Source organism: Nocardiopsis sp. JB363 (assembly GCF_900143625.1).
Classification (GTDB): Bacteria; Actinomycetota; Actinomycetes; order Streptosporangiales; family Streptosporangiaceae; genus Nocardiopsis.
Window position 1 is genome coordinate 172,686 of record NZ_FRFF01000103.1, and the last position, 24,762, is coordinate 197,447.

Annotated in this window: 26 protein-coding genes and 1 pseudogene; 13 read left to right on the plus strand and 14 right to left on the minus strand. The window is 67.2% G+C overall.

Annotation, left to right across the window (positions count from 1 at the left end; all coding sequences use genetic code 11):
- Window positions 1-17: 17 nt before the first annotated feature.
- Window positions 18-914: a virginiamycin B lyase gene (locus tag BQ8420_RS15965; RefSeq protein WP_087099902.1), complete on the minus strand. Its 897-nt coding sequence runs from the start codon at window positions 912-914 to the stop codon at window positions 18-20.
- A gap of 601 nt (window positions 915-1,515) precedes the next feature.
- Here BQ8420_RS15965 and BQ8420_RS15970 point away from each other — a divergent pair.
- Together BQ8420_RS15970 and BQ8420_RS15975 are read left to right on the plus strand one after the other, a co-directional pair.
- Window positions 1,516-2,133, plus strand: coding sequence for a hypothetical protein (locus BQ8420_RS15970; protein WP_087099903.1), 618 nt, complete (start codon window positions 1,516-1,518; stop codon window positions 2,131-2,133).
- Between the two features lie 345 nt (window positions 2,134-2,478).
- Window positions 2,479-3,528 (plus strand): NAD(P)-dependent alcohol dehydrogenase, encoded by a 1,050-nt coding sequence (locus BQ8420_RS15975; protein ID WP_087099904.1) that lies wholly within the window; start codon window positions 2,479-2,481, stop codon window positions 3,526-3,528.
- A 10-nt stretch (window positions 3,529-3,538) separates the two neighbouring features.
- On the opposite strand, the gene BQ8420_RS15980 is transcribed toward BQ8420_RS15975, so the two are convergent.
- Window positions 3,539-4,597 (minus strand): hypothetical protein, encoded by a 1,059-nt coding sequence (locus tag BQ8420_RS15980; RefSeq protein WP_235006261.1) that lies wholly within the window; start codon window positions 4,595-4,597, stop codon window positions 3,539-3,541.
- Window positions 4,594-5,475, minus strand: coding sequence for a LysR family transcriptional regulator (locus BQ8420_RS15985; RefSeq protein ID WP_087099906.1), 882 nt, complete (start codon window positions 5,473-5,475; stop codon window positions 4,594-4,596). Before BQ8420_RS15985 ends, BQ8420_RS15980 begins: the two co-directional genes overlap by 4 nt.
- 82 nt (window positions 5,476-5,557) lie before the next feature.
- Between BQ8420_RS15985 and BQ8420_RS15990 the strand changes: the two genes are divergently transcribed.
- A complete protein-coding gene (locus BQ8420_RS15990; RefSeq protein ID WP_087099907.1) occupies window positions 5,558-6,283 on the plus strand; it encodes an SDR family oxidoreductase in 726 nt (241 codons plus the stop codon).
- A 145-nt stretch (window positions 6,284-6,428) separates the two neighbouring features.
- Here BQ8420_RS15990 and BQ8420_RS15995 read toward each other — a convergent pair whose 3' ends face one another.
- Complete coding sequence (locus tag BQ8420_RS15995) at window positions 6,429-6,920, minus strand: ferritin-like domain-containing protein (protein ID WP_087099908.1); 492 nt, start codon at window positions 6,918-6,920, stop codon at window positions 6,429-6,431.
- Window positions 6,921-7,052: 132 nt separating this feature from the next.
- On the minus strand, window positions 7,053-7,463 hold the full coding sequence (locus BQ8420_RS16000) for an arsenate reductase ArsC (protein WP_087099909.1): 411 nt from the start codon (window positions 7,461-7,463) through the stop codon (window positions 7,053-7,055).
- Window positions 7,464-7,543: 80 nt separating this feature from the next.
- Between BQ8420_RS16000 and BQ8420_RS16005 the strand changes: the two genes are divergently transcribed.
- Both BQ8420_RS16005 and arsB read left to right on the plus strand, forming a co-directional pair.
- Window positions 7,544-7,828: a helix-turn-helix transcriptional regulator gene (locus tag BQ8420_RS16005; protein ID WP_087099910.1), complete on the plus strand. Its 285-nt coding sequence runs from the start codon at window positions 7,544-7,546 to the stop codon at window positions 7,826-7,828.
- Complete coding sequence (arsB, locus tag BQ8420_RS16010; RefSeq protein ID WP_087099911.1) at window positions 7,828-8,910, plus strand: ACR3 family arsenite efflux transporter; 1,083 nt, start codon at window positions 7,828-7,830, stop codon at window positions 8,908-8,910. The genes BQ8420_RS16005 and arsB overlap by 1 nt, the downstream gene beginning before the upstream one ends.
- Before the next feature lie 114 nt (window positions 8,911-9,024).
- On the opposite strand, the gene BQ8420_RS16015 is transcribed toward arsB, so the two are convergent.
- On the minus strand, window positions 9,025-10,491 hold the full coding sequence (locus BQ8420_RS16015) for an FAD-dependent oxidoreductase (RefSeq protein WP_143847314.1): 1,467 nt from the start codon (window positions 10,489-10,491) through the stop codon (window positions 9,025-9,027).
- Between the two features lie 78 nt (window positions 10,492-10,569).
- On the opposite strand from BQ8420_RS16015, the gene BQ8420_RS16020 reads away from it, so the two are divergent.
- Entirely contained in the window at window positions 10,570-11,469 is a 900-nt protein-coding gene (locus BQ8420_RS16020; protein ID WP_087099913.1) for a metalloregulator ArsR/SmtB family transcription factor, read from the plus strand.
- A gap of 460 nt (window positions 11,470-11,929) precedes the next feature.
- On the opposite strand, the gene BQ8420_RS31960 is transcribed toward BQ8420_RS16020, so the two are convergent.
- Window positions 11,930-12,457: a GNAT family N-acetyltransferase gene (locus BQ8420_RS31960; protein WP_160049327.1), complete on the minus strand. Its 528-nt coding sequence runs from the start codon at window positions 12,455-12,457 to the stop codon at window positions 11,930-11,932.
- 385 nt (window positions 12,458-12,842) lie between these two features.
- Between BQ8420_RS31960 and BQ8420_RS16030 the strand changes: the two genes are divergently transcribed.
- Entirely contained in the window at window positions 12,843-14,396 is a 1,554-nt protein-coding gene (locus BQ8420_RS16030; protein ID WP_160049328.1) for an alpha/beta fold hydrolase, read from the plus strand.
- Between the two features lie 262 nt (window positions 14,397-14,658).
- Here BQ8420_RS16030 and BQ8420_RS16035 read toward each other — a convergent pair whose 3' ends face one another.
- From BQ8420_RS16035 to BQ8420_RS16060, 6 genes and pseudogenes are all read right to left on the minus strand, one after another.
- Window positions 14,659-14,922 (minus strand): hypothetical protein, encoded by a 264-nt coding sequence (locus BQ8420_RS16035; protein WP_235006263.1) that lies wholly within the window; start codon window positions 14,920-14,922, stop codon window positions 14,659-14,661.
- Window positions 14,923-14,981: 59 nt separating this feature from the next.
- Window positions 14,982-15,689 (minus strand): AAA family ATPase, encoded by a 708-nt coding sequence (locus BQ8420_RS16040; RefSeq protein ID WP_235006265.1) that lies wholly within the window; start codon window positions 15,687-15,689, stop codon window positions 14,982-14,984.
- Window positions 15,690-15,878: 189 nt separating this feature from the next.
- Window positions 15,879-16,064, minus strand: a pseudogene (locus BQ8420_RS16045) (transposase); the annotation flags it as partial.
- A 73-nt stretch (window positions 16,065-16,137) separates the two neighbouring features.
- On the minus strand, window positions 16,138-16,332 hold the full coding sequence (locus tag BQ8420_RS16050) for a ferredoxin (RefSeq protein WP_087099915.1): 195 nt from the start codon (window positions 16,330-16,332) through the stop codon (window positions 16,138-16,140).
- Between the two features lie 36 nt (window positions 16,333-16,368).
- Window positions 16,369-17,574 (minus strand): cytochrome P450, encoded by a 1,206-nt coding sequence (locus tag BQ8420_RS16055; protein ID WP_087099916.1) that lies wholly within the window; start codon window positions 17,572-17,574, stop codon window positions 16,369-16,371.
- Window positions 17,575-17,733: 159 nt separating this feature from the next.
- Window positions 17,734-18,687, minus strand: coding sequence for a 2-dehydropantoate 2-reductase N-terminal domain-containing protein (locus BQ8420_RS16060; RefSeq protein WP_235006267.1), 954 nt, complete (start codon window positions 18,685-18,687; stop codon window positions 17,734-17,736).
- A gap of 101 nt (window positions 18,688-18,788) precedes the next feature.
- Here BQ8420_RS16060 and BQ8420_RS16065 point away from each other — a divergent pair, with 101 nt between their 5' ends.
- Complete coding sequence (locus BQ8420_RS16065) at window positions 18,789-19,358, plus strand: TetR/AcrR family transcriptional regulator (RefSeq protein WP_087099918.1); 570 nt, start codon at window positions 18,789-18,791, stop codon at window positions 19,356-19,358.
- Window positions 19,359-19,625: 267 nt separating this feature from the next.
- On the opposite strand, the gene BQ8420_RS16070 is transcribed toward BQ8420_RS16065, so the two are convergent.
- On the minus strand, window positions 19,626-20,264 hold the full coding sequence (locus tag BQ8420_RS16070) for a TetR/AcrR family transcriptional regulator (RefSeq protein WP_087099919.1): 639 nt from the start codon (window positions 20,262-20,264) through the stop codon (window positions 19,626-19,628).
- 141 nt (window positions 20,265-20,405) lie between these two features.
- Between BQ8420_RS16070 and BQ8420_RS16075 the strand changes: the two genes are divergently transcribed.
- The 5 genes from BQ8420_RS16075 (at window position 20,406) to BQ8420_RS32755 (ending at window position 24,759) form a co-directional block, all read left to right on the plus strand.
- Window positions 20,406-21,302, plus strand: coding sequence for an SDR family NAD(P)-dependent oxidoreductase (locus tag BQ8420_RS16075; protein ID WP_087099920.1), 897 nt, complete (start codon window positions 20,406-20,408; stop codon window positions 21,300-21,302).
- A 663-nt stretch (window positions 21,303-21,965) separates the two neighbouring features.
- Window positions 21,966-23,177 carry an MFS transporter gene (locus BQ8420_RS16085; protein ID WP_087099921.1) on the plus strand — a complete coding sequence of 404 codons (1,212 nt, stop codon included), beginning with the start codon at window positions 21,966-21,968 and terminating at the stop codon, window positions 23,175-23,177.
- Between the two features lie 59 nt (window positions 23,178-23,236).
- Window positions 23,237-23,851: a hypothetical protein gene (locus tag BQ8420_RS16090; protein WP_087099922.1), complete on the plus strand. Its 615-nt coding sequence runs from the start codon at window positions 23,237-23,239 to the stop codon at window positions 23,849-23,851.
- Between the two features lie 290 nt (window positions 23,852-24,141).
- Window positions 24,142-24,426 (plus strand): transposase family protein, encoded by a 285-nt coding sequence (locus tag BQ8420_RS32750; RefSeq protein WP_235006269.1) that lies wholly within the window; start codon window positions 24,142-24,144, stop codon window positions 24,424-24,426.
- A 6-nt stretch (window positions 24,427-24,432) separates the two neighbouring features.
- Window positions 24,433-24,759 (plus strand): transposase family protein, encoded by a 327-nt coding sequence (locus BQ8420_RS32755; RefSeq protein ID WP_235006271.1) that lies wholly within the window; start codon window positions 24,433-24,435, stop codon window positions 24,757-24,759.
- Window positions 24,760-24,762: the final 3 nt, after the last annotated feature.

Genomic DNA, 24,762 nt, shown 5'->3' on the forward strand with positions numbered 1-24,762 from the left:
GCCCGGTCGGTGGGCTTCTACCGAACGAGTGAGACGATGCCTCCGATCTCCAAGGCGGCCCAGACCGTTCCATCGCCGGCGACCGTGATGCCGTGGGGTTCGCTGGAAGGGGAGGGCAGATCGAACAGTTCGATGTCCCCCTCCTCCGTGACGTGGCCGATCCTGTTCGCTCCCCATTCGGTGAACCAGCACCCGCCCGCGAGGTCGGGAGCGATCGCGTGGGGGCGGGAGTCAGGTTCGGGGAGGGGGAATTCCCGGATGCGTCCGTCCGTGGTGAGGCGCCCGATCCGGCCCGCGGCGATCTCCACGAACCACAGCGCGTCATCGGCGCCCCTGGTGATACCGACCGGGCCCGCGTCGGCGGTCGGAAGCTCGTACAGGGTGACCTGACCATCGAGGGTGACGCGTCCGATGGCGTTGCCCTGGTTGAGGGTGAAGTACAGGGCGTCGTCGGGGCCGGAAACGATGAATGACGGGAACCCTCCCCGCGTGGGGAGAGGGAATTCGGTGATCTCCCCGTCCAACGTCATCCGCGCCACACGGTCGGCGTTCATCTCGGTGAACCACAGGGCCCCATCGGGACCCGTCGTGATGCCGAAGGGGCGAGCGCCAGGGGTCGGCGGTTCGAAGGATTCCGTATCCCCCGCAGCGCTGATCCGACCGATGCGGTTGTCGTGGGGACGGGTGAACCAGATTGCTTGATCCGGGCCCGTGGTGATGAGCGAGGGTGCGCATGTGGTGGAGTCGAGCGGATACAGGGTCGTGGAGCCGTCCGGCCGCCTCTGTGCGATCTGGCCGTGGTGGACGAGGGTGACCCACAGGGAGCCTTCGGCGTCGGTGGTGATGCCGTAGGGCCCGGAGCCCCGACCGCCCAGGGGGTACTCGCGCACGGAGGGGTGTTCGGATCGGCTCATGAGGGTTCTCCTGTCACACGATGGGCCGACGACGAGAAACCGGGTGCGGGCACCGCCGAAGTCGGCCCCGGCCAAGACTCCACGTCACGGATCCACCTTGAACGCTCGGTTCCGCATCGGGCCATCTTGGGTTCGGAGCGTCCTCCGCGCAACCGATTTCTCGATCGGTTCGGAAGGGCGCCTCACACCGCACCCGTCGCCGGGAGGTGGAACTTCCGGGCATACGGACGACCCGGACCATCAAGACGCTCGACCGCTGCGCCATGTACCGAGCTGAGTGAAGGGGGCCCGTGGATGCGCCCCGCGTCGAATGCGGGGCGCTCCATCGGCCTCCTCGACCACCGCGAGGGCGGTGAACACCAAGGGAAAGTGACCGTCCTTACATCGAATGAGACCCGGGCGAGGGGGTCTCGGGGCGAGGTAGGGGAGGGGAAGAAGGCACCGCGCGCCCGGCTTCCGCTGTGGAGCAGTCGATGTGGGGCGGGTGTGCTGCGCATGCGATCCGGCCCAAAGGTTGCTTCGGTTCGGTGTCTTCTTTCTTACCTGGTCAGAGCAGCTACAGGCCTGGTCAAAGTGCTTGACCGTCACATAAGTTGCACTCATGAATTTTATCGAACTGATACCGAAGAGTGTGTTTACCGCAACCACTGGCCTGGTTCTGACTGGCGGGATCCTCCTCGGGGGGCCGAGCATCGCCGCCGCCGAAGACAACAAGGACTCCGACAACCCCGATAAGGGGTGCGTGGCGCTGAGCTCCGAGGAGAGCGGCGAGGAGTACACCGAGGACGACAAGGCCGCCGCCGAAACCCTCAACGACAAGTTGAACGACGACATGGCCGGCAACATGGACGGCCACCGCGCCTCCTGCGCCCGTGCGGTCGTCGAGACCGCGAAGGAACGTGGACTCGACGAAGAGGCGGCCTCCATCGCGATGTCGACGGTCATCGTCGAGACCCACCTGGACAACCTGACCGGCGGCGACCGCGACAGCGTCGGTCTCTACCAGCAGCGCGACCACTACGGTTCCTCGGACGACCGACTCGACCCGGCCACGGCCACCGGCGCCTTCTTCGACGAGCTGGAAGCCGTTTACCCGGACGACAGCTGGGAGGACACACCGCTCGGTGACGTCGCCCAGGACGTCCAGCGCTCGGCCTACCCCGACCGGTACAGCGACCAGGTCGAGGACGCCAAGGTCCTCGTGGACCACTTCTGGTGATGGAACATCCAGCGGTCCCATGCCCGGTGAGCGGCGACGTCGGTGAGAGTCGCGGCGGGTCGACCGGTTCGGTCGAACAGGTGACCCGCCCGACCTCTCCGAGAACGAGTGCCCTCACCAGGACCGCGTGAAATAACGGGGACGAAGGTCGTCCCCCCTCTCTCTTTCGGGGCGGAGCCGGTATCGATCATCCGATAAGCCCCCGACACACCCTTGACGGGTTCTGACATCTGCTTCCACCTGCGGCGACGCAGGTGGTTGACTTTTCCCGGTGCCGTCCACCCGAGCGCGACCACCAGCGCGTATCCGCCGGCGCACCTTCGTCATGAACCCCTAAGGAGACCCATGTCCCTCGTGCGTGCCTACACGGCCACCTCGCCGAACGCGTCGCTGACGCCGGGCACCATCGAGCGCCGAGAACTCGGTCCCCAGGACGTTCTCATCGACATCGCCTACGCCGGTGTCTGCCATTCCGACCTCCACGTCGTCCGTGGCGAATGGGGCGAGGTTCCCTACCCGCTGACCGCCGGGCACGAGATCGCCGGCATGGTCGCCGAGGTCGGACCCGATGTCACCCGGTACCAGGTCGGTGACCGGGTCGGTGTGGGCTGCATGGTCGACTCCTGTCGAGAGTGCGCCCACTGCGAGGCCGGCGAAGAGCAGTACTGCCTGCGCGGCTGCACCGACACCTACGCGGGCCTCGACCGCGACGGTTCGGTGACCCAAGGCGGCTATTCGGAGCGCATCGTGGTCGATGAGCGCTTCGTGCTGCGCGTCCCCGATTCCATCCCGTTCGAGAGGGCCGCGCCGCTGCTGTGCGCGGGGATCACCACCTACTCACCGCTGCGCAGGTGGAACGCGGGCCCCGGTACGAAGGTCGCCGTGGTGGGCCTGGGCGGTCTGGGGCACATGGCGGTCAAGTTCGCCCACGCTCTCGGGGCGCAGGTGACGGTGTTCTCCCAGAACCTGAAGAAGTGGGAGGACGGCCTGAGGTTCGGCGCCACCTATTACCACGCCACCGACGACCCCGCCGTCTTCGAGCTGTCGGCCGGCACCTTCGACCTCGTCATCAACACCGTCAGCGCCTCCATCGACCTGAACTCCTACCTGAACCTCCTGGCGGTGGACGGCACGCTCGTGAACGTGGGCGCCCCGCCCGAGCCGGCTCCGGTGAGCGTGTTCGGTCTCATCAACAACCGGCGTTCCCTCTCCGGGTCCAAGATCGGCGGGATCGCCCAGACCCAAGAGATGCTGGACTTCTGCGCCGAACACGGCATCGCCCCGCAGGTCGAGGTCATCTCCGTCGACCAGGTCAACGAGGCCTGGGAGCGCGTCCTGGCCTCGGATGTGCGGTACCGGTTCGTCATCGACATCGCCACCCTGCGCCGAGACTGACCACCCGATGTCAGAGCCGGGGACCCCCGGTGATCTCCTCCGCCAAGGCGACGCCGTCACCTTCCTCTGCCGGACGCAGCAGGCCCACCGATTCGCGCAGTCCCTCCAGACCGCCCTCCTCCCGTGACCGGATCTCCACGTAGACCCCCGGCCGCCACGCCACCCGCATGAGGTCGTTCGGGGGGAGGGTCTCGTTCCGCAGGATCACGACGGAGAGGCCGGCTTCCTCGGTCTCCTCGCAGGTGCGGTGATCGACGTCGCAGCCGTCTCGGAGTACGTCCGCGGGAGCCGATCCATCGTGATCGACGGTCGCGTCGGTGGCGAAGTCGGCCCAGGTGGTGACCTCGATCCGGTCGCCTTCGGGCGTCTCGTAGTCGACCTTGAGGAATTCCTCCCGACGGTTCCAGGCCCGGACGGCGGACCATTCCTCGGACTCCACGAGGGCGACTTCGCCCGGATACTCGGAGAGAGTGCGCACCACGTCGTCGAACCTTTCCCGTTCCTCTCGCAAGTGGTTGTTCCAGTCCACCAACGCCCGCAGGAGGACCACGACGACGATGACCGCTACCGCCCATCGGAGCCGGTGGCCCCCTTCCCACATCACTGCGATCGGCACGGCCAGGGAGGTGAAGAGGGCGGCCCACAGGGCGGAGGCCAGGAACGATCCGAAGTCGGCGGAACCGAGCAGGGAGACCGTGACGATCAGTTGGAGATGGATCACGCCCACGGCCGCGACCATGAGGAACAGGATGGCGACCGGGCGAGCGAGGTCCACCCGCCGATACAGCCACAGCAAGAGCGGGAAACCGATGCCGGCCAGGGCCATCGAACCCAAGGCGAAGGCGGGGACCACCGATCCCGGGGAGTGGGAGGAGACCTCGTGGGCGGCTTCGAGCCCGGAGACCAGAACGGTCAGCGCGGGGCCGAGGAAGAGGAGGAACATGTAGGTTCCCCCGCCGACGAACAGGGCGGTGCCCGGACCACAACCGGCGGGCGGGTCGCTGTACGGAGATGCATCGGACTCGGATGCTTCGGTCTTGGGGGAGTCCACGGTGAGGCGTCCTCTCACGGAAGGGTTCTGTGCGGCGGTGCGGTGTCGTGGAGCTCGGCCGCTGAGCGGACGAGTGAGGCGACCGCCGGTGAGCGGCTGTTCGGCGGCCATGCGATCACCGTGGTGACGTTCGGCGCGTCGACGACTGGAACAGCGACGTGATCGGGCCACTGCCAGGCACGACTGGAGGCGGGGATGACGAGTAGCGTCCTGCCGAGCGCCACGAGCTGAGCGAGCTGTGACTGGGTGTGCACCTCCGGACCGGGCCCCTCCGGGTAGGACCCGTCGAGCCGGGGCCATCGAGCGATCGGTAGATTCGGCACATCGCTGACCTCCGCCAACGTGAGCCGCTCGTGTGAGGCGAGCGGATGTTCCGCGGGAAGGAGCGCGACCTGGCCCTCGACCAGGAGATCCTCGGTATCGAATCCCGCGAGATCATCGAAGGGCCGGTGCATGAGTGCCACGTCGGCGCTCCCGTCGCGGAGCAGCCCGGCCTGCTCACCGACCTCGCAAAGAAGGATCTCGACCGGTGCCGCGTCGGGTTCGCTCGCGATCGCGTCGAGGAGCCGCCGCAAGAGCGTATGAGACGCCCCTGCCTTCGTCACGAGCACGAGCGGCCGCTTCGAGTCACCGGCACGCCGCGTCCGACGCCCAACGGCCGCGACCGCGTCGAGGGCCACCCCGGCCTCGCGGAGCATCACCTTGCCGGCGTCGGTGAGCGCCACGCCACGACGGTCCCGGTCGAGGAGCAGGACACCGAGCCGCTGCTCCAACTGGCGAATCGCGCGCGAGAGCGGTGGTTGTGCGATTCCGAGCCGAACGGCCGCGCGTCCGAAGTGCAGTTCCTCGGCGACGGCGACGAAGTAGCGGAGCTCACGGGTCTCAAGATCATGCACGGACGCAGCCTACCGCCTGATACCCGGTGAGTATCAGAGCCTACTGAAGCGATCTTGGACAGCGAGCGCGCGGCTCGCGAGCATGGATCGTGTGAACGATACGAAGACCGCGCTGATCACCGGCGCGAACAAGGGAATCGGCTTTGCCATCGCACGGGGCCTCGGGGCGATCGGTTTCACGGTCGCCGTGGGCGCCCGCGACGACGTCAGGCGTAAGGAGGCTGTCGAGCGTCTGCGCGCAGCAGGCATCGACGCGTTCGGGGTCGCTCTTGACGTCACCTCTGAGGACAGCGTCGTCGGGGCGGCGGCGATTATCGAGCAGAAGACAGGACGGCTCGACGTACTCGTCAACAACGCGGGCATCTCCGGCCGAACCGACCATGGCGCGCAGGACCCGACCACGCTCGACCTCGACGTCGTCCGTGCCGTGCTGGACACCAACGTGTTCGGGGCCGTCCGGGTGACGAACGCGATGCTCCCGCTGTTGCGGCGCGCGGAGTCGCCGCGCATCGTGAACATGTCGAGCAACATGGGCTCGTTGACGCTGCGGACCGGTCCGATCCTGGCCGCCTACGCGTCATCGAAGACCATGCTCAACGGCATCACGGCTCAGTACGCTCGCCGATTCGCCGACACGAACGTCATCGTGAACGCGGGCTGCCCCGGCTACGTCGCGACGGACTTCACCGGCTTCAACGCCCCGCGGACGCCCGAGCAGGGCGCCGCGATCGCGATCCGACTCGCCACCTTGCCTGATGACGGGCCGCGCGGCGGCTTCTTCGACGATGAGGGCGTTGTCCCCTGGTGACGTGGACGGGTGAGCCGGTTCGGTGTGCTGGGCCTGATCGGTAGCGGTGTCCGTGCCGGTCGCCTCGGCAGCACCTCCGCGGCGACGAGCAGGACCGCACCTCTCTCAGAGGTACGGTCCTGCTCCTACTCGTGTGTCGTCGTGCCTATCCGTCATGCTCGGCTGCGGCGAGCGACGACCGCACGGTGCGCGGAAGCTTTTCCTCCAGGAAGCGCGCCATGGCCTCTTCCTCCCGGAGAACGAGGGTCAGCTTGCCGGCGATCGCCTCCTCACCGAGGCTGCGGGACGCCTCGATCAACGCCTTGTAGCAGGCGATCTCGAAGTGTTCGACCGCGTAGTCGGCGAGCGCGTTCTTGACCATCGTGTCCTTCGCCGGCTTGTTCGCCATGCCCTGGAGGGCTCCGAACATGTTGGCGAAGGCGTTCTTCGATCCGGAGACCTTGCCACCGAGTGACTCGACACATCCCTTGACGACCTCGGCCTGACCGCGCGTCTCCTCGATGTGCTGCTGGATCCGGGCATGCACCTCGGGATCTCCCTCGACGTCCTTGACATGCCGTTCCAGGGTCTCCTCCAACGCCTGCTCCATCGCGTAGGCGTCGTTGAGCCAATTGATCAGCTGAGTCCTGCTGCTCACAGTGCTTCCCCCATGCTCTGTGTTGCGGGCTCTGTCAAGAACTACGGCTACCCGACGCCAAAGAACGGCAAACAGCACCAAAACGATGCCTCAGCGGAAAGCCGTCTCTGTCGGATCCGGCCGCTCGAACGGTCAGTGCGAAAGCAGCTCTCCCATGAGTTCTTCGACGCGCTCGCGGATGTCGTCGCGGATGGGGCGGACGGCCGCCACACCCTGTCCGGCGGGATCGGGAAGCTCCCAGTCGAGGTAGCGCTTGCCGGGGAAGATCGGGCAGGTGTCGCCGCAACCCATGGTCACGCACACGTCGGAGGCCTCGACCGCGTCGACGGTGAGGATTTTGGGGTTCTGATCAGTGATGTCGATCCCTACCTCGGCCATGGCCTCGATCACCGCGGGGTTGAGCGTGTCCGCAGGTGCTGAGCCCGCCGAACGGACCTCGATCCGTCCCTGGGAGAGGTGGCGCAGCCAGCCGGCGGCCATCTGGGAGCGTCCGGCGTTGTGCACGCACACGAACAGGACGGAGGGCTTGGCGTTGTCGGTCATGGCGGGTCTCTACTTCGTTTCGGTGGGTCAGGCGCGGGAGATAGCATCAGTCTATGCTGATGTCAGTCGATTCTGATGTGATGAAGGTGTTGGCCGATCCGCTTCGGATACGGATCGTGTCCCTGCTCGCCCACGAGACCCTGTGCACCACCCACCTGATGGAGGAGACCGGGGCCCGCCAGACGAACCTGTCCAACCACCTGCGTCTGCTGCGCGAGGCCGGGGTGGTGGAGACCGAACCCTGCGGCCGGTTCACCTACTACCGGCTACGTCCTCAGGTCCTGGAATCCCTCTCCGAAGGGCTGGCCGGCCTGGCTGCCACCGCCCGCTCCACCGACGCCGCCCAGAACCGGAGGCCCTGCTGATGAGCAGTCCCCAGAACACCACGGCCCCCGAGTCTTCCGTGGCCGCACGGATGTCCACCTTGGACCGGTTCCTGGCGGTGTGGATTCTGTTGGCCATGGCCGTCGGATTGGGTCTGGGCCGCCTGGTTCCGGGTCTGAACGAACTCCTGGCCGCCCTGGAGATTGGCGGAATCTCCCTGCCCATCGCCCTGGGCCTGTTGGTCATGATGTATCCCGTGCTGGCCAAGGTCCGCTACGACCGCTTGGACACCGTCACCGGTGACCGGCGCCTGCTGATCTCCTCCCTGGTGATCAACTGGCTCGTCGGCCCGGCCGTGATGTTCGCGCTGGCCTGGATCTTTTTGGCGGACCTGCCCGAGTACCGCACCGGGCTGATCATCGTCGGTCTGGCCCGCTGTATCGCGATGATCATCATCTGGAACGACCTGGCCGGTGGTCATCGCGAGGCGACCGCCGTGCTGGTGGCGCTCAACTCCGTCTTCCAGGTTCTGCTGTTCGGTGTCCTGGGCTGGTTCTACCTGGACCTTCTGCCCGGATGGCTGGGCCTGGACACCGGCGGGCTGGACGTCTCGCCGTGGTTGATCGCCTTGAACGTGGTGGTCTTCCTCGGCATCCCGCTGGTGGCCGGCTTCCTCACCCGCACACTCGGTGAGAAGAAGATGGGCCGCGAGCGCTACGAGTCGAACTTCCTACCCCGGATCGGCCCGTGGGCGCTGTACGGGCTGCTGTTCACCATCGTGCTGCTCTTCGCCCTGCAAGGGGACCGCATCACCAGTCAACCGCTGGACGTGGCCCGCATCGCCGTGCCGCTGTTGGCCTACTTCGTCATCATGTGGTTCGGCACCTTCGCCTTCGCCAAGGCGATCGGGATGGACTACGACCGCACCGCCACGCTGGCCTTCACCGCGGCGGGAAACAACTTCGAGCTGGCCATCGCGGTCGCGATCGCGACCTTCGGGGTCACCTCGGGGCAAGCCCTGGCGGGGGTGGTGGGGCCGCTCATCGAGGTCCCGATCCTGGTCGCGTTGGTGTACGTGTCCCTGGCCTGGCGCAAACGCTTCCTCCCCGAACGCCGGGGTTGACCGAGGCGAAGGTCACCGGAGCCCGGACGGCCAGGCTCGCCCGGGCCACCCCGCCGAAGACGCGATCGGTCAGCGGTGTCACGTCCGCTGGGCCGGTTCGGTCGACTCGACCTCCTACGAAGAGGAACCCCCACAGCAGCCGCCGGCCCGGACGGGTTCGACCGATACGGGCGTCACCTCCTGGGCAGGAGAGAGCACCGGAACGTCGGCGATCGTCGGATCACCACAGCAACCGCTCTCCTCGACCGCGTCCTCCCGGCCTGTCTCGGCTGAGGGTTCCGCGTCACAGCAGCCGCTGTCCTGGGTGTCGCCGGGTGCGTCGAACAAGCCGGCACCGCCGCACACACCCGTCTCGGGCAGTGTCAGCTCGACCCGGGCCGCGGCCTCGTGGTCCCCTGCCAGGTGGGCGGCGATGCTGCGCACCTGCTCGAACCCGGTCAGGGCCAGGAACGTGGGCGCGCGGCCGTAGGACTTCATCCCCGCGAGGAAGAAATTCCGCTCGGGGTGGGACAGCTCGGCTACCCCGTGCGGGTAGACCGTGCCGCAGGAGTGCGCGTTGGGGTCGATCAGCGGAGCCAGCGCCATCGGCGCCTGCAAGGTGGCGTCCAAGCCCAATCGGATCTCGGAGAGGAAGGACAGTTCGGGCCGGAACCCGGTCAGTGCCACCACCTCCTCCACCGGTTCCAGAGCGCGCCTGTCGTCGTCGACCAGGACCACGGCCCCCGCGGCGGAGCGCAGCTCGGCGGTACGAAAGCCGGTCACCACCTCGATGCGGCCGGCCTCCACCGCGGACCGGGCTCGGCTCCCCAGTGCGCCGCGCTGCGCGAGTTGGTCGGCGGAGCCGCCGCCGAAGGCATCGCCCACCTGCCCGCGGCGCAGCACCCACACGATCCGGGTGCCCGGTTCTTGCTCGGCCAGGTCGGCCAGGGCCACCAGAGCGGTCAAGGCCGAATGCCCCCTGCCGACCACGGCGGTGCGACGGCCCGCGTACCGATCCCGTACGGCCGGGTCGGTGAGGTCGGGTGCGCGGTGGGAGACATGATCGGCGGCCTCGTCCTCGCCCACGGCCGGCAGGCCGTCGCCACCGACCGGGTTGGGGGTGGACCAGGTGCCCGAGGCGTCGATGACCGCACTGGCCAGGACACGCTCCTGCCCGGCGGCGGTGCGCACTCGGACGGTGAAGGGCCGCTCCTCGCGCTCCGCGTCGACCACCCGGTCACGACCCAGACGGCTGACCCCCACGACCTCGGTACCGAAACGCACGCGTTTCCCCAGAGCCTCGGCGAGCGGCACCAGGTAGGCGGCCACCCACTCCGCGCCGGTCGGGTAGACAGCGTCGTCCGGGCGTTGCCGGCCGGTCGCGGTGAGCAGCTTCTCGGCGGCAGGGTCCACCAGGTCACGCCACATCGAGAAGAGCCGCACGTGTCCCCACTCGGCCACGGCCGCTCCCGCCCCCGGACCTTTCTCCAGGACCAGGACCGGTAGTCCGCGTTCGGTCAGCTCCGCCGCTGCCGCCAGGCCCACAGGGCCCGCACCGATCACCACGACGGGGTATTCCTCGGTCATGTCCCACTCCTTCATCGACTGCCGTCTATGGAGTGAGACTTTATCGATGAGGATCTATGGACGCAACCATAGATCGTCATCGATAATGAAGACATGACCGTGACACCGCTTGAACACGACGCCGGACTGCTTCCCCGGGCGGACGCCGAAACCTACGCCGACTGGTTCGCCTGCCTGGCCGAACCCACCCGCGTTCGCCTGCTGCACGTCATCGCGACCACCCCGGGCTCCATCAGTGTGGGGGCGCTCGCCGAGACGGTGAATATCCGTCAGCCCACCGTCTCCCACCACCTGCGCAAGCTCGCCGATGTGGGTTTCGTGACCCTGACCAAGGTCGGTACCTCCACCCGGGTCGCGATCAACCCGGACTGCTGCACCGGCCTACCGCACGCCGCCGACGTCGTCATGGGTGTTCTCAACGCTCGCCCCTGCTGCCCCACCGACCTGCCCGAAGACGTCACCACCCGCCCCATGGTCGACGCCGACCTGGACACGGTCCGCGAGATCTACGCCCAGGGCATCGCCACCGGTGAGGCCACCTTCGAGACCGAGGTCCCCGAAGTCGAAGCCCTCAAGGAGAAGTGGATACCGGAACACCGCTGGGTCGCCGAGGCCGAGGACGAAGTGATCGGGTGGGCGGCCGCCGCTCCCGTATCCACCCGTGAGGCCTACGCCGGGGTGGCCGAGACCTCCGTGTACATCGCCGAGACCGCGCGTGGTCGTGGCGTGGGCAAGGCCCTGCTCTACCGCCAGGTCACCGAGGCTGACGCGGGCGGACTGTGGACGTTGCAGAACTCGATCTTCCCCGAGAACCGGGCCAGCCTGGCTCTGCACCACCAAGCGGGCTTCCGTACGGTCGGGGTCCGGGAACGCATCGCCCGGTTGCACGGACGCTGGCGCGACACCGTCCTGTTGGAACGGCGCCAAGGCGCGGGGATGGGCACGGGAGCAGCGGCCTCCTGCGGTGACGACGCGGACCGCGCAACCGTGTGAACGCGTCGCCCGACCAGACCCGAGGCGGCTTCACTCGCACACCTGTACTTACCGGACCACACCGAGCGGCTACCCCTTCGGTGCGAAGGTGGGGGTATGTGATCGTAGACGCCTGGACGAGCGGGCCATCGCCCAGTTCGAAATCCAGGACATCCCGCGCCGTCTACGGTGCTGTCCGCACAAGGCTGGTGAGATCACCCGCGCTGTCCTCATGCTTCAGCTCAGAGGTCGAGGCGATGGTCGCGATACTTCTGGATCGGCCGAGGTCACTGGTTTGGCTCCGGTGCGTCAGCCGGTACCGGGGAGCACACCAGGAGTTCCAGGGGAGACTCCAATCGCAGGTGAGGATACGGGTCCACCCGTCCTGGCCTGGGGTTTCCTTCTGGTCGGGGTGCGTGGACCATCGGATCAAAGGCTCGGATTCGTGTTGGTGATGGTCGGCCGATGAAGTGCGACGGGCTCAAGTGCTGTGGTCGGACAAGGGGGCGCGAGCCATGCGCATGTTCGGGAGCTTGCCCTGCCAGAGATGCTGCTCGCCAGTGACCTTGAAACCGTGATGTCGGTAGAAACGGATGGCCCCCTCGTTGTAGGCCGTCACCCACAGGTGCATGGGCACATCTCCGGCCCAGCCGAGAAACATCCCCATCAGCCGACCGCCGAGGCCTTCTCCTTGAGCCTTGCGAAGGAGGTACATCGGTCCGAGGTTGACCACTTCCTCTTCCCGGCGTCCGCACAGAAAGCCGACGATCTCACCTTGGCGCCGCACGACGCGGCAGAAGTATCGATCAGGCTGGTGCGCGGCACGGACGATGAACTCCTGCCACTGAGCGATTCCCTCAGATGTGGCGACAGAACCACGATGTTCGCGAATCCATGCTTCGTCGATCCCCGCTTCCTTGTTCGGATAGCTCTGCAACCAAGCGGTCAACAGCACCCGGGCGATCTCCGGTGCGTCATCCACATGAGGGCTATTGATCACGTGATCCACAGATCGAACTCCTCCCGGCTCACGCCAAGGCCCGCAGGGGCGGCCATCGCGGTTCGCGGGCAGGCACGGGAGCCCCCGACCCGAGCGAGTGAAGACACACTCGTGCCGCACCGCACGGGTTCGACGAAACGCGCGACTTCCGAGGGTCGAAGCCGTCCACCGACTTTCGTCGATGACAGCCCGTCCCCGGGCACCGAAGGGCCCTACTATCGCCACCCCCGATTTCGTCAGCGGGGTGGATCCGCCCGCGGCGCTCCCCTCACTACATTGCCTTCCAAGCGCCGACCGATGACCGGTCCCGGCCGTGGATACGAGGCCAGCGGCCCGAACAAGCAAGGAATGTGCAGTGGAAACAGCGAACATATTGACGGGTGCGGGAGCCGCCGTGGTCACGACCGGCCTCGCGCTCTCCCTGACCGGCGCGCTACCGGTCTCCTTCGCCGAGGACCGACACGAGCCCATCAAGGATCGGGCACTGGTCGCCTTCCACGACCAGGACGTGGAATGGGAAGAGTGCGAAGACTTCTACCTCACCGGTCTCGACTGCGCGACGGTGGAGGTCCCGCTCGACTACGGCGCGCCCGAGGGCGAACGGATCGACGTGGGGGTGAGCCGCCGGCCCGCCCAGGGCGACGAGAAAGAGCGACAGGGTGTCCTGTTCACCAACCCGGGCGGACCCGGTGCGACCGGGCGTATAACCGCGGACGAGATCGGCTCCACCCCGCTCGGTCAGGCCTACGACGTCATCGGCATGGATCCGCGAGGTCTGGGCGCCTCGACCTGGCTCGACTGTGAAGTCGACCCTCCCGTCCTGGACACGCACCCCACCGACGAGGAGATCGAGCAGATCTTCGACCAGCGGCGTCAGTACGCCGAGTCGTGCGACGAGGCCGAGAGCGACCAGCGGCCCCACTTCACCACCGCCAACACCGCCCGCGACATGGATGTCGTCCGCGCGGTGTTGGGGGAGGAGCGGATCGACTACATCGGCGCTTCCTACGGCACCTACCTGGGCGCGGTCTACGGAACTCTCTTCCCCGAGCGGCTCGACCGTGCCGTGCTCGACTCGGCCGTCGACCCCGACGGGGTCTGGCGCGAGAACTTCTTGGCCCAGGCCCGGGCCACGACCGACAACGTCGAGCGCTACACGGACTGGTTGGCCGATCGTGACGACGAGTTCGGTCTCGGGGCTACGCGAGAGGAGGTCGTCCGCTCGTTCGAACAGACCTCCGAGCGGCTCCGGGAGGAGCCCCGGGAAGCCGAGAACGGGATGATCTACGACGAGGACTACTTCCGCAGCCTGGTGGGCATCTCGGCCGATGACCAGGGGGCCTGGGACGAGTCGGCCCTGGTGTTCGAGGCCCTGGTCGAGGAGACCCCCCTTCCGGAGGCTCCCGAGACCCCGGGGGACCCCGACATGCCGATGCCACCGGAGGACCCGGAGGAGGCAGAGGAACAGCTGGAGCGGTTGGACGGCCCTCCCCACCTGCTCTGGGCGATCCACTGCGAGGCCGAGTGGCCCACGGATCCGGATCAGTACCGGGCTGACATGCGCGAGTTCCGGGACGCCCACGCCTTCGGCCCGGCGGCGACGCAGGCCGGACCACCGGTGTGCATGTTCGCCGAAGAGCAGCCGACCGAGCCCGCCGTCGACCTGACCCGTGAGTGGGAGACCCCGGCGCTCGTCATCGCCGGCGAGTTCGACTCGAAGACCCCCTATCAAGGCGCGGCCAACATGGCCGACCGGCTCGACAGCCCGCTGTTGACCGTCGTCGACGACGGTCGCCACGTCTTCTACGGCTCCTCCGTCTCAGACCCCGAAGGGGAACCGCTGTACCCGTGCGTGGCCGAGATGGTGGAGGCCTACCTCCTCGACGGCCAGGACCCGCAGGACACCAGCTGCCACGACCGTCCCCGACCGGGTGAGGACACGCCCTAGCCGCGACGCGGTCAACAGTCCCCGTGGCGGATGCTGCCCCGACGAGTAGCGGGCCTGAGCCTGTACCGGCCCATGTTCATGCAGAGGCCTCTTCTCGCAACGCGGTTATCAGTTGCGGGGCCTCGGAGATCTTCGAGGTCAACAATGTTCTCGATCTGCGTGCGGTCGGCGTTGGTCAGGTCCCCTAACCGCAGGTCCGTCTCCTCGATCGGATGGGAGAGATTGATTCCCCCTATGTCGGTGGGAATCCCCTGGTAGACCGCTACGGTCTCCCGTCTTCGGGGTCGGTATCCACGACCTGAGCGGTGTGGAAACCCCCGACCCGCCGTGCGGCGTCGGCCTCGCGGGCGAAGCGGGCGCGAAAGCCTTCCTCGGAGGCGAACTCGGGTCGAATGACCTTGATGAGGAGCTTGCGCCCGGACGGGGTGCGGGCAAGGTGGACCTGGCCCATACCGCCGGTGCCCAAGCGTGCGGTCAGCCGGTACTTACCCACGTGCAGGGGGTCGGTGGGGTGAAGGGGGTCCACGGTGCCGGCCCTTTTGTCAGGAGTGTGATCAGAGAGCCTGTTGGGTCGCCGTTGATGTTTCAGGAAAGGAGGGGCTCTGACACGTCGTCACCGGGGTGGATCCGAACAAGGGCCGGAGGGTTCTCTTTCCACGCCATCTGATTGTGGCGTGGGAATCGGATCCAGGCCAGCGCCCGCGCCCGGCGCCGGTCGAGTGCGAGCAGACTGCGCACGCCCGGCGCGAATGCCGCCGGCCCCTGCCGGGTAGCCGCGCGCAGTCGTCGCCAGCGCCGTGAATGCGTCCGGTGGCTGCGCTCGGTCACCCGCCGCCCCCGGGTGTTCTGCCCGTTGCGGGCCTCCTGCGGAGTGGCGTCGATCATCAACACATGCAGCTCGTACCGGCGGAGTCGGCAGAGCAGGGCGAGCAGCACGCGGATCGGGCTCCGAGTCCCGCACTCGTGCACCACTACCGGGCCGCCGCGCAACGCCGCGGCCATCCGGGCCAGGTGCAGTACGTGCACCACCCAGCGCCACAGCGGGTAGGGGATCCGACCGAGCAAGAGTCCCAGGTGGTACCGCGACTGTAGCGAGTCGATCACCCGCACCCCCTCCACGGTGAGCACGGTCCGGCCCTCGTTTCCGCGGAGTCCGAACAGCCGCCGCAGCAGGGTGCTCTTCCCGGCCCCGGGTACCCCGGCGACCAGGACCAGGGACCGCTGGGGGTAGACCACGCCGCGCACTGTCGCGTCGTTCACCGGGGGCACATACCGCGCCGGCCCTTGGAACATTTTCGGTAGCCCCTCAAAGCCGACCTTCGCGTCGGTGAGGCGCGGCCCTACCGGGGCCGCGTCACCAATGTGATGACGCTATCGGGCATCGACGACTCCGAAAAACGCAGAACACAACAGCAGGTGGTCCGGCGTGCCGGGTGCGGTTGGTGTTGATCTCGTCCCCGTATGAGTCGATGGCCCACTGTCGTGCAGCTTCGCCCGTACACGGGCCCGACTCCACTCGGTGAAACGCCGGTGCGCGGTGGGCCCGGAGGGACCGAACACCGGTGGGAGCCGGGCCCATGTACAGCCGGTGGTCGCCACGAAGATGATCGCGGCTGACACCTCACGGTCCCCGTGTCCGCGCCGCCCACCACCTTGAGGCCGGGTGGGAAGACCTCCTCGGCGCCTACGACCAGGCCACCGGTGTGATCCTTTCAGGCTGAAAGGTCAGCCACTGATTGATTCACGCTTCCAAGGAGAGGGCCTGGCCAGGACACAGGTGCACCGCTTCGCGGGCCTTCTCGACCAGCTCGCTCTTCGGTGTCTCGTCCAGCACGATGACTGTGGCGTCGTCCTCGCTCTGGTCGAACAACTCGGGCTCAGTGAGCACGCACTGTCCGGCACCGACGCACCTGTCGGTGTCCGCGATGATCTTCATGGTCCTCATCTCCTGAGGTGGTGGGTGGGGCGGCCACTACCAGGTGACCGGGAGCCGGTAGAGGCCGAAGATGTTCGCGTCGTCCTTGAACGGCAGTTCGTCGACGTCCCTCGCCAACCGCAGGGTGGGGACACGGCGGAACAGTGTGTCGAACACGATGTGGAGTTCCATTCGGGCCAGGTTCTGTCCCAGGCACTGGTGGGGTCCGAACCCGAACGCGACGTGTTGGCGCGCGCGCCGTTCGATGTCGAGCTGGTCCGGGTTCTCGAACGCCCTCGGGTCACGGTTGGCCGCATAGGAGAGTGCCAGCACACCTTCCCCGGCTTTGATGAGCTGCCCACCGATCTCGATGTCCTCTACGCACAGCCGGGCTGTCCCCGCGTCGATGATCGTGAAGTACCGAAGCATCTCCTCGACCGCGTTGAGCGTTTTGCCTGGATCGGCCCTGATCATCGCGAGCTGCTCCGGGTTGCGCAGGAACGCCACAGTCGACAGTGAGATCATGTTCGCCGTCGTCTCGTGGCCTGCCACGAGTAGTAGGAGGCCCATTCCGGCCACTGCCGTCGGCTGGTAGGTGCCGTTCGCGCGCAGCTTGACGATCTGGCGCCCGAGTAGATCGTCCGGCGGGTTCAGTTCCTTCTCCGCGACGAGGTCGGCCATGTAGCCCTGGATGGCCCCCATGGCCGCCCCCCGTTCCTCGGGCGGCGTCGACTGGTTGATCACCTTCACCGTGAGGTCCTGGAAGAACTCATGGTCGGCGTAGGGCACCCCCAGCATCTCGCAGATCACCAGGGACGGGACTGGCAGCGACAGCGATTTCACCAGGTCACCGGGTTTCGGCCCGGCCAGCAGCGCGTCGATCTGCTCGTCGACGATCTGCTGGATCCGCGGCCGCAGCGCTTCCAACCGGCGCACCGTGAACTCCCCGAGCACGGCCTTGCGCGCCGGCCCGTGCTCGGGCGCGTCCATCTCGAGCAGCATGCGCTCCGCGTCCGGCCGCCGGGACGCCGCCTCGCCCTCGACCAGCGCTGGGAAGTCCGGATGCTGCCGATGGGCGCTGAACCGCCGGTCGTTCAACACGGTTCGCACGTCTTCGTGGCGGCTGATCGCCCAGGCCCACCCCCCGTCGGGCAGGCGAACCCGTGAGACCGGCTCTTCTTCGCGGAGCTGTTCGTACGCCGGCGGCGGCGCGAACGGGCACGTACGGGCCATGGGGAACTCGTGTTTCTCGGTGGTGGTCATGACTTTTTCCTTCCACGACGTCACGGACAGGCGATAGAGATTGGACTGCGAAAGCCGTGTGTGAACGGCAGCCGACCGACTGGTGCGATCGGATTCGGCTTGAGATGTGGCGGACCGAGGAGCCGCAACGGACCACCGGGACCGACAACACCGGCGGATTCAGACTCGCCCCGTCCCCTCCTGGGCGAAGTGCGGCTCCGCCGCTGCCAGTCGTGGTACTGGGACGTCCAGCCGCCGTGCCTCGGCCAAGACGTCCCTGCAGACCGCACGCGGCTCCTCGGCGTCGGGGTCGGAGTGCGCCGCGAGACTCACGCGCGCGAGCGCGAAATGAGCGGTCAGCCAGGCGAGCGCGGGGGCCGTCAGCCAGGTGGGCGCCCGGAACAGCAGCACACCGCCCCAGTGCTGTCGCAGGTCAAGGCCGCGCGCCTGGAGGAGCGGCAGCAGCTCCCGGCCGGCCAGTAGCCCTTCGCGCAGGTCGCCCGTTGCCCCGACCAGCTTGGACAGGGAACCCACTCGCAGGCCCTGCGAGAACAGGCCGGCATCCGACACGAAATGGACCCACAGCCAGCCGCGGAAGTCAGGCCGCTCTTTGATCCGAAGCCCGGCCTGGCGAAACGCCTGGCGCACGGCCCGCTCTCGGTCGGTCGGGGGCCGGCCGAGGGTGCCGAAGACCACCGACGGCAGCAGCGCCCCACGGAGCACGCCGTCCGCGCTGAAACCGCCACCGGCCTGGGGGAAGCCCCAGGCGATCTGCTCGACAGGGAGTGCGCCGATCGCGGCCAGCGGCTCGGTCCAGAGGTTGCCGAAGACCAACACCGTGGCCTTGCCGATACGCGGGGCCAGGAAGGCCGTCGCCTCCGCGAGGCGGTGGTGCGGCACGCTGAGCACGATCAGGTCGAAGTCGTGGTCCGACTCCAGCGCCTCGCGGTAGCGCACCGGCCACTTCTCGACGACGCGTCGCCCCCACACCCGGCGCCGCGTATCGATCAGGTCGAGGTCCACCGCGTCTCCGTACGTCGCCGCGCGGCCCGGCCGGACGTAGAACTCGATGTCATGCCCGGCTTGTTCGAGGGCCCGGCCGTAGATGGTGGCGATCACGCCTCGGCCGAACATCAGGATCTTCATGGCACACCTCGTGGGGTATCATTTATGTGGAGGTAATCTCCACTTTGAAGATATGGAGATGATCTCCGTTTGTCAATGGGAGGCAACGCATGACCGCAGGCAAGCCGCTGCGCGCCGACGCCCAGCGCAACCGCGACGCCCTGCTCGTCAAGGCCCGGGAGGTCTTCGACGCGGGCGACTTCTTCGACTTGCGCTTCGACGACTTCGCCCAGCTGGCCGGGGTGGGCACCGGCACGCTGTACCGCCATTTCCCCACCAGGGAGGCGCTGGCCGAGGCGGTCTACCACAAGGAGGTCGCCACGCTGTGCGCCCGTGCCCGCGAACTACAGGCCACGCTGCCCGCGGCGGAAGCGCTGGCGACCTTCCTGCGTGCCATGGTCGACCACATAGGTGCCCACGAGGGCCTGGCCCGGACACTGGCCACGATCATGGCCAGCCGCTCGGGTGTGCTCGCCGAAGGCGGTAGGGCGTTGGAGCAGGCGGTCGCCGACCTGGTGACCGCCGCCGTCGCGGACGGCGACATCCGTGACGACCTGGGCCCCGGCGCCGTCATGATGGCATTGCACGGCATCGGCGCGGCCCACGACCGCCCCGACTGGCGGACCGAGGCCGACGATGTCATCACCCTCGTACTGGACGGGCTGCGTCGCCCGCAGTGACAAGGCGCGATACGAGGTCTCATGCCGCGGATGAAAGGCGCCGACACCGGGAGGGTCTTGGCCTGCGGATGCCGAGACCGACCTGGCAGAGGCTGTGACAGCGGACAGTCCCTACTGGCTCGGCCGCGGCGTTGGCAGCCAATCTCGCGGTGGCCGACTCCACGATGTGGTCGCGGATCATCCATGCTTGGCCGAACTTCGCGTTGATCGGTGCGTACGAACTGCTTATTCGCGTCTCCCCACGCCCTCCAGCGATTCCGGAGCGGCTCACGTCGCCGGTCGCGACCCGCGCAGACCGTCGATGATCACCGAGAGGAGGTGCGCGCGCTGGTCGGCGTCGAGACCGACGTGTTCGTGCGCCCGAGACGCTCCGACCAACAGCGCGATGACCTCTGACGCACCCACGTCCCGCCGGATGCCACCGGTGTGCTGTGCCCGGGTGAGCAGAACGCCCACAGCGTCATGCAGCTTCCGCCCGACGTCCGGATGGGTGTTCCTGATCTCTTGCACATCAGTGCCGGAGCGAGAGAGTGCCCCTGCGAACTGGTACTTCGTCGCTGAGAGCTCGATCCAGCGATGGAAGAAGATGAGGAAAGCCGCGTCCGCGTCCGCGTCCGCGTCCGCGTCCGCGTCCACGGCGTCGGCAAGCCGCTCGGCCTCCGCGGTCAGTTGCGTGAGCCGCCCGATCACGACCGCCTCGATCAGCGCCTCCTTCGTGGGGAAGTGTCGAAACACCGTTCCGATGGAGACCCCTGCCCGTCGGGCCACCTCCTCCGTGGAGGCGGCCGGGCCGAACTCGGAGAAGACGGTGTCGGCGGCCTCCAGGACTCGTTCACGGTTACGGCGTGCGTCGGCGCGCAGCGACGTCCGCTGAGGGGCGGTGGTCGCCGGGGTCTGTCGTTCCATCAGTCTCATCTCGGTCAAGCGGCTAGCCAGAGCCACTCACGTTACTACCGGGCCCCCGATGCCCTTGCTAAGTCGAGTGTCCACTCATTATATTAAGCGGAGTCCCCACTCATATTATTGCTGCAGCGAGGTGCGTCCCTGATGAGAACGATCGTGATGACCGGCGGAACATCCGGCATCGGAGAAGTGGCGGCGCGACAGGTCCTCGCTACTCCGGACACACGCCTTCTACTGGGAACACGTGGACAGGCGCCGGACGGTGCCGAATCCCTCCCGCTCGACCTGACACGGCTGGCGGACGTGCGCTCCTTCGTCGACGGGGTGAACGACCGGCTCGGTACCAGCGAGATCGATGCCCTGGTTCTCAACGCCGGTGAGAACCAGCCGAACGGCGACGGGCGCACGCCCGACGGGTTCGAGACGAGCTTCGTCGTCAACTACCTCGCCCACTACCTCCTGCTCCGGTTGCTGTTGCCCCGGCTGGCTGATGGCGCCGTGGTGTCGCTGACCACAAGTGGTACGCATGACCCGGAGGAGAACACGATGCTCCCCCCGCCCCGTCATGCCGATGCCACACTGCTGGCCCGTCCCGATCGCGATCCGGAGCGTGATGTCGAGCCGCGTGTAGCGGCTGGGAGGGCCTACTCCTCGGCGAAGCTCTGCACGATCCTGGCTGTGCGTGCGCTGGCGCTGCAGCCGGAGGTAGTGGCCAAGAATGTGACCGTCCTGGCATACGACCCGGGCCCTACGCCCGGAACCGGGCTGCTTCGCAACGCGCCTGCCGTGGCCAACGTCGCCTGGCGGGTCTTGGGCGGTCTCCTCCGTCGGATGGTGCGGCGTTACAACAGCAAAGAGGCGGGCGGTGCCCACCTGGGTGCGATCGCACTGGGGAGGGTGAACCCGCCCGCCGGGCGCTACTACGCGGCTGTTCGACGTGATGCGCTCACTTGGCTCGAACCCTCGAAACTCGCTCGCGACGACAAGGTGAGGGACGCTCTGTGGAGGGACAGCGCCTCACTGGTCGACCTCCAGCCGTGAGGAGCGCACTGGACGCGCTGGTCGACCAGGGGGTGAAGGCGCGGCGGATGTCGGGACGAGAACTCCGGTAGGGCGCTGGGGGTGCGGTGTCCGAAGCTGCGCCGCCAGGGCGGGGCGTTCAACCCCCGCCACGGGGACTGCGATTGCCAACTCGAACTACCTCGCACCAGCGAGGGAAAGCGTCGTCAGGCCCGTCGTGCCGGACTGGAGAGCCAGGAGCAGGCCTGGGAAAAACTCGACCACCTCAAAGCGCTCCTGGAGTTGGCGCAAGGGGAACCGGATCTGGAGGTTCAGATCGCGGACCTGATCCAGAACGCTCTCAAGGCCCGGACCCGGTTTCCTTCGGTGGCCGAGGTGCGTGCACGGTCGGGGGCGGGGGCCGATGCACGCTGGGCCCCCGAACCGACCCGCACTTTCCTTACCCATGTGAAGGTGCTCTCGGTCGAGCTGGGCCATTCCACCGCCCATTTCACTCAGGACACCTATCAGACGGTGTTTCGGGAAGCCGGGTCGCTTTTCGTGTCCCCCGCAACATGAGTCCAGGAGAGGTTGGCGGCCTCTACACCACCAGAGGTTCCGTCTTCGGCCCGAGCTGAGACTTCATTGAAATCAGCGCCGGCACGGACTTGACCCCGACGCGACGTCATAGTTTGAGCTTGTCCTGTGAAACGGATCATCTTCTTCTACCTGACTTCTTTCGGCACCTCGTTGATGGGCAACTCGATCACCGCGATCGCTCTGCCCCTGGTGGTGCTGTTCACCACCGGCAGCCCATTGAGCGCGGGTGTCGTGGCGATCGCCGCTGCGGTGCCCGCGGCCCTCGCGGGGCTGCTCATGGGCTCGCTCGTCGACCGGATCAACCGTCGCACCGCCGCCATCCTCTCCGACGTCATCTCGGCGGTGGCGCTGCTGATCTTGCCGATCGTCGATCTCACGATCGGGCTGAGCCTGGGCTGGTTCGTCGCCGTGGCCATTCTGAACTCGTTCGGAGACGTGCCGGGTATCACCGCACGGGAGGCGATGCTGCCGGCGATCGCCAAGGCCGCCACAACGGACCCCTCGCGACTCATCGGGCTGCGGGAGTCGCTGGCCGGGGTCTCACTGCTGCTCGGCCCGGCCATCGCAGGGATCCTGGTCTCCGCTTTCGAGCCGGTCACAGTGCTATGGATCACCTCCGGCCTGGCAGCGGCGGCGGCCCTGCTCACGGCCGCCGTCCCCAAGCGCGCGACTGTGCTGTCCCGTGATCACACGGAGTCCTCCACGACACGGCCCGCGAGATCCATGTTCTACGGCCTGGGGGTCATCGCCCGGTCGCCATTGCTGCGCGGACTGGTCCTGCTGGGAATGGCCCTGGCCATCGTGCTGGCCGCGACGCAGGGCATGGTGATCCCGGTCCACTTCGCTTTCCGAGATGAGCCCCAGTTCGTCGGCTTCGTGCTCAGCGCCCTCGCGGCCGGCCTGTTGGTCGGCGGCGGATGCTTCGCGGCTTTCGGCCATCGAATCCCGCACCGCATGTGGTTCATCGCCGGTCTCGTCCTCGTCGCGGTGGGCTTCTCCGTCATCGGTGTCCTCGGCCCGGTGTGGTCGATCTTCGCCGGGGCGGCGATCGTCGGCCTCGGTGGCGGCTCGATGAACGCCGTGATCGGACTCGCGTTCATCGAGAACGTCGACGACTCCCAACGCGGCACAGTGCTGGGAGCGCAGAACGCCATCATGACTTTGGTCCCCGCAGCGGGCATCGGTGTTGCCGCCCTGCTCATCGAGGTCAGCGGACTGTCTCTAGCGACGATCGCTCTCACGGCGCTGTGGATTCTCGCGGCCCTCGGCGCACTGCTGACCCCGCACCTTCGCCGCTTGGGTCAGGGCAAGGCCTGACGCACCGTGGAGCTCATGATCTACCGATTTGTGTCCATCACATATAAGGATATCAATTGATGCGAATGTACGTAAATTTCCGAACCGTGCTACGGGAGAACTGGAGGACGTACCTTCTTCTCAACGTGGTCGTCTACGGTACCCTCGCCGCGACGATGATCGTGACCCCTCTCATCCCCGGGATGTACGAGTGGGGGCTCAAGAACATAGAAGCCTTCCTTGAGGCGCCGGGCGCGTCCATGGTCGTCGATGCGTACGCGAGCGGCGACATTGTGACGACAACGCTGTTGACGTTCCTTGCGAACCTCCTGTTCGCTGCCCTGTTGACGACGACCCTGCCCTCGCTCGCCATCCCCTTCTTCGGTGTGGCCGCGACGGTATGGCGTGCCGTATATATCGGTATGCCGTTCGCCCCGACATCGTCTGAAGAGGCGATCGCGGTCATCGCCACTTCCCCTGTTCTCGTGATCGAGTTCCAGGCCTATGTCCTGGCGATGCTGGGGTCCGTCATCCTTTGGAAGTCGACCTTCGGTTACCGGCGGCGAGAGCTCCCGTCGGCTTGGGCTGGGTACCGAGCTGGTATCAGGGACAATATCCGCCTCTACCCGGGCATCCTGGTTGCGCTCTTCGGTATCGCGCTGATCGAGGCCATCACGTACAACCTCCTGTACTGAACGGAACACCGACCTCGGGAACCGATGCCGCGCCTTGAGAGTTCGGTGGAGGTGTGAACAGGTCGGTGAGTTGCGAAGGGAGGGGCCGACGCGGCCGTGGGGCGCCTGTGGGCGGAGGCGGGGCCTTCCGGGGGCAGGCCCCTAGGGACAAGACCCGGCAAAGTGAGCCTTTTTCATCCTGAAAATGCTGGTCACAGCCGTGTTTCGACCACTCGGAACCACCCCTGACAGCAAGAAGCCCCTGGTAGGTGGGTTAACGACCAAGAAAACCTGCCACACCAAGGGCTCCGATGCAGTTCCACCGCTCCGCTCTGCCGTTGTCACGCCGCACCCTCAACCTGACTGCCCGCACCATCCGTACCCACCACGCCCGAACCGGTTCTCGGTGGCGGAGGCTGAACCCGGCACAACGGGCCCTGTTGGTCTTGGTCCACCTGCACACAGGCGAACCGTTTTCCCAGGTAGCGGCCGGATTCGGCGTTGGTACCGCGACCGTGTGGCGGTGCGTGAGTGAGACCCAAGCACCCACCCTGGAACAGGGCCTGCGCCGCGCACGCCGCAAGGGCTGGGGGTAGGTGATCGTGGACGGCACCCTCATCGACTGTGACCGTGTGGCGGCCGACCGCCCGTTCTGCTCCGGTAAGCACCAACACCACGGCATGAACATCCAGGTGCTGTCCGCACCCGAGGGCGAACCACTGTGGCCCTCCTGGTCGCTGCCCGGCGCGGTGCACGACACCAAGGCCGCCCGGATCTGGAGGATCGTCGAGCGTATCGAGGCCGCGAGGGTGATCGGACTGGGCGACAAGGGCTACGTCGCACTCTCGAACATGGTGTTCTGTCCGTTCAAGGAGGGAAAAGGGCATGACGCCCGTATCGGGTGGTGTGGGGGTGGGGAGGCCAGGTAGGGG

Excerpts from the sequence above, each read along its gene's own strand:
- BQ8420_RS16005 (WP_087099910.1), top strand. The coding sequence starts at position 7,544 with ATGAAGGTGTTGGCCGATCCGCTTCGGATACGGATCGTGTCCCTGCTC.
- BQ8420_RS15970 (WP_087099903.1), top strand. The coding sequence starts at position 1,516 with ATGAATTTTATCGAACTGATACCGAAGAGTGTGTTTACCGCAACCACT.
- BQ8420_RS16065 (WP_087099918.1), top strand. The coding sequence starts at position 18,789 with ATGACCGCAGGCAAGCCGCTGCGCGCCGACGCCCAGCGCAACCGCGAC.
- BQ8420_RS32750 (WP_235006269.1), top strand. The coding sequence starts at position 24,142 with ATGCAGTTCCACCGCTCCGCTCTGCCGTTGTCACGCCGCACCCTCAAC.
- BQ8420_RS15990 (WP_087099907.1), top strand. The coding sequence starts at position 5,558 with ATGGATCGTGTGAACGATACGAAGACCGCGCTGATCACCGGCGCGAAC.
- BQ8420_RS15965 (WP_087099902.1), bottom strand. The coding sequence starts at position 914 with ATGAGCCGATCCGAACACCCCTCCGTGCGCGAGTACCCCCTGGGCGGT.
- BQ8420_RS16050 (WP_087099915.1), bottom strand. The coding sequence starts at position 16,332 with ATGAAGATCATCGCGGACACCGACAGGTGCGTCGGTGCCGGACAGTGC.
- BQ8420_RS16015 (WP_143847314.1), bottom strand. The coding sequence starts at position 10,491 with ATGAAGGAGTGGGACATGACCGAGGAATACCCCGTCGTGGTGATCGGT.
- BQ8420_RS16075 (WP_087099920.1), top strand. The coding sequence starts at position 20,406 with ATGAGAACGATCGTGATGACCGGCGGAACATCCGGCATCGGAGAAGTG.
- BQ8420_RS16060 (WP_235006267.1), bottom strand. The coding sequence starts at position 18,687 with ATGTTCGGCCGAGGCGTGATCGCCACCATCTACGGCCGGGCCCTCGAA.
- BQ8420_RS16040 (WP_235006265.1), bottom strand. The coding sequence starts at position 15,689 with ATGTTCCAAGGGCCGGCGCGGTATGTGCCCCCGGTGAACGACGCGACA.
- BQ8420_RS15975 (WP_087099904.1), top strand. The coding sequence starts at position 2,479 with ATGTCCCTCGTGCGTGCCTACACGGCCACCTCGCCGAACGCGTCGCTG.
- BQ8420_RS16070 (WP_087099919.1), bottom strand. The coding sequence starts at position 20,264 with ATGGAACGACAGACCCCGGCGACCACCGCCCCTCAGCGGACGTCGCTG.
- BQ8420_RS16090 (WP_087099922.1), top strand. The coding sequence starts at position 23,237 with ATGCGAATGTACGTAAATTTCCGAACCGTGCTACGGGAGAACTGGAGG.
- BQ8420_RS16020 (WP_087099913.1), top strand. The coding sequence starts at position 10,570 with ATGACCGTGACACCGCTTGAACACGACGCCGGACTGCTTCCCCGGGCG.
- BQ8420_RS16000 (WP_087099909.1), bottom strand. The coding sequence starts at position 7,463 with ATGACCGACAACGCCAAGCCCTCCGTCCTGTTCGTGTGCGTGCACAAC.
- BQ8420_RS16055 (WP_087099916.1), bottom strand. The coding sequence starts at position 17,574 with ATGACCACCACCGAGAAACACGAGTTCCCCATGGCCCGTACGTGCCCG.
- arsB (WP_087099911.1), top strand. The coding sequence starts at position 7,828 with ATGAGCAGTCCCCAGAACACCACGGCCCCCGAGTCTTCCGTGGCCGCA.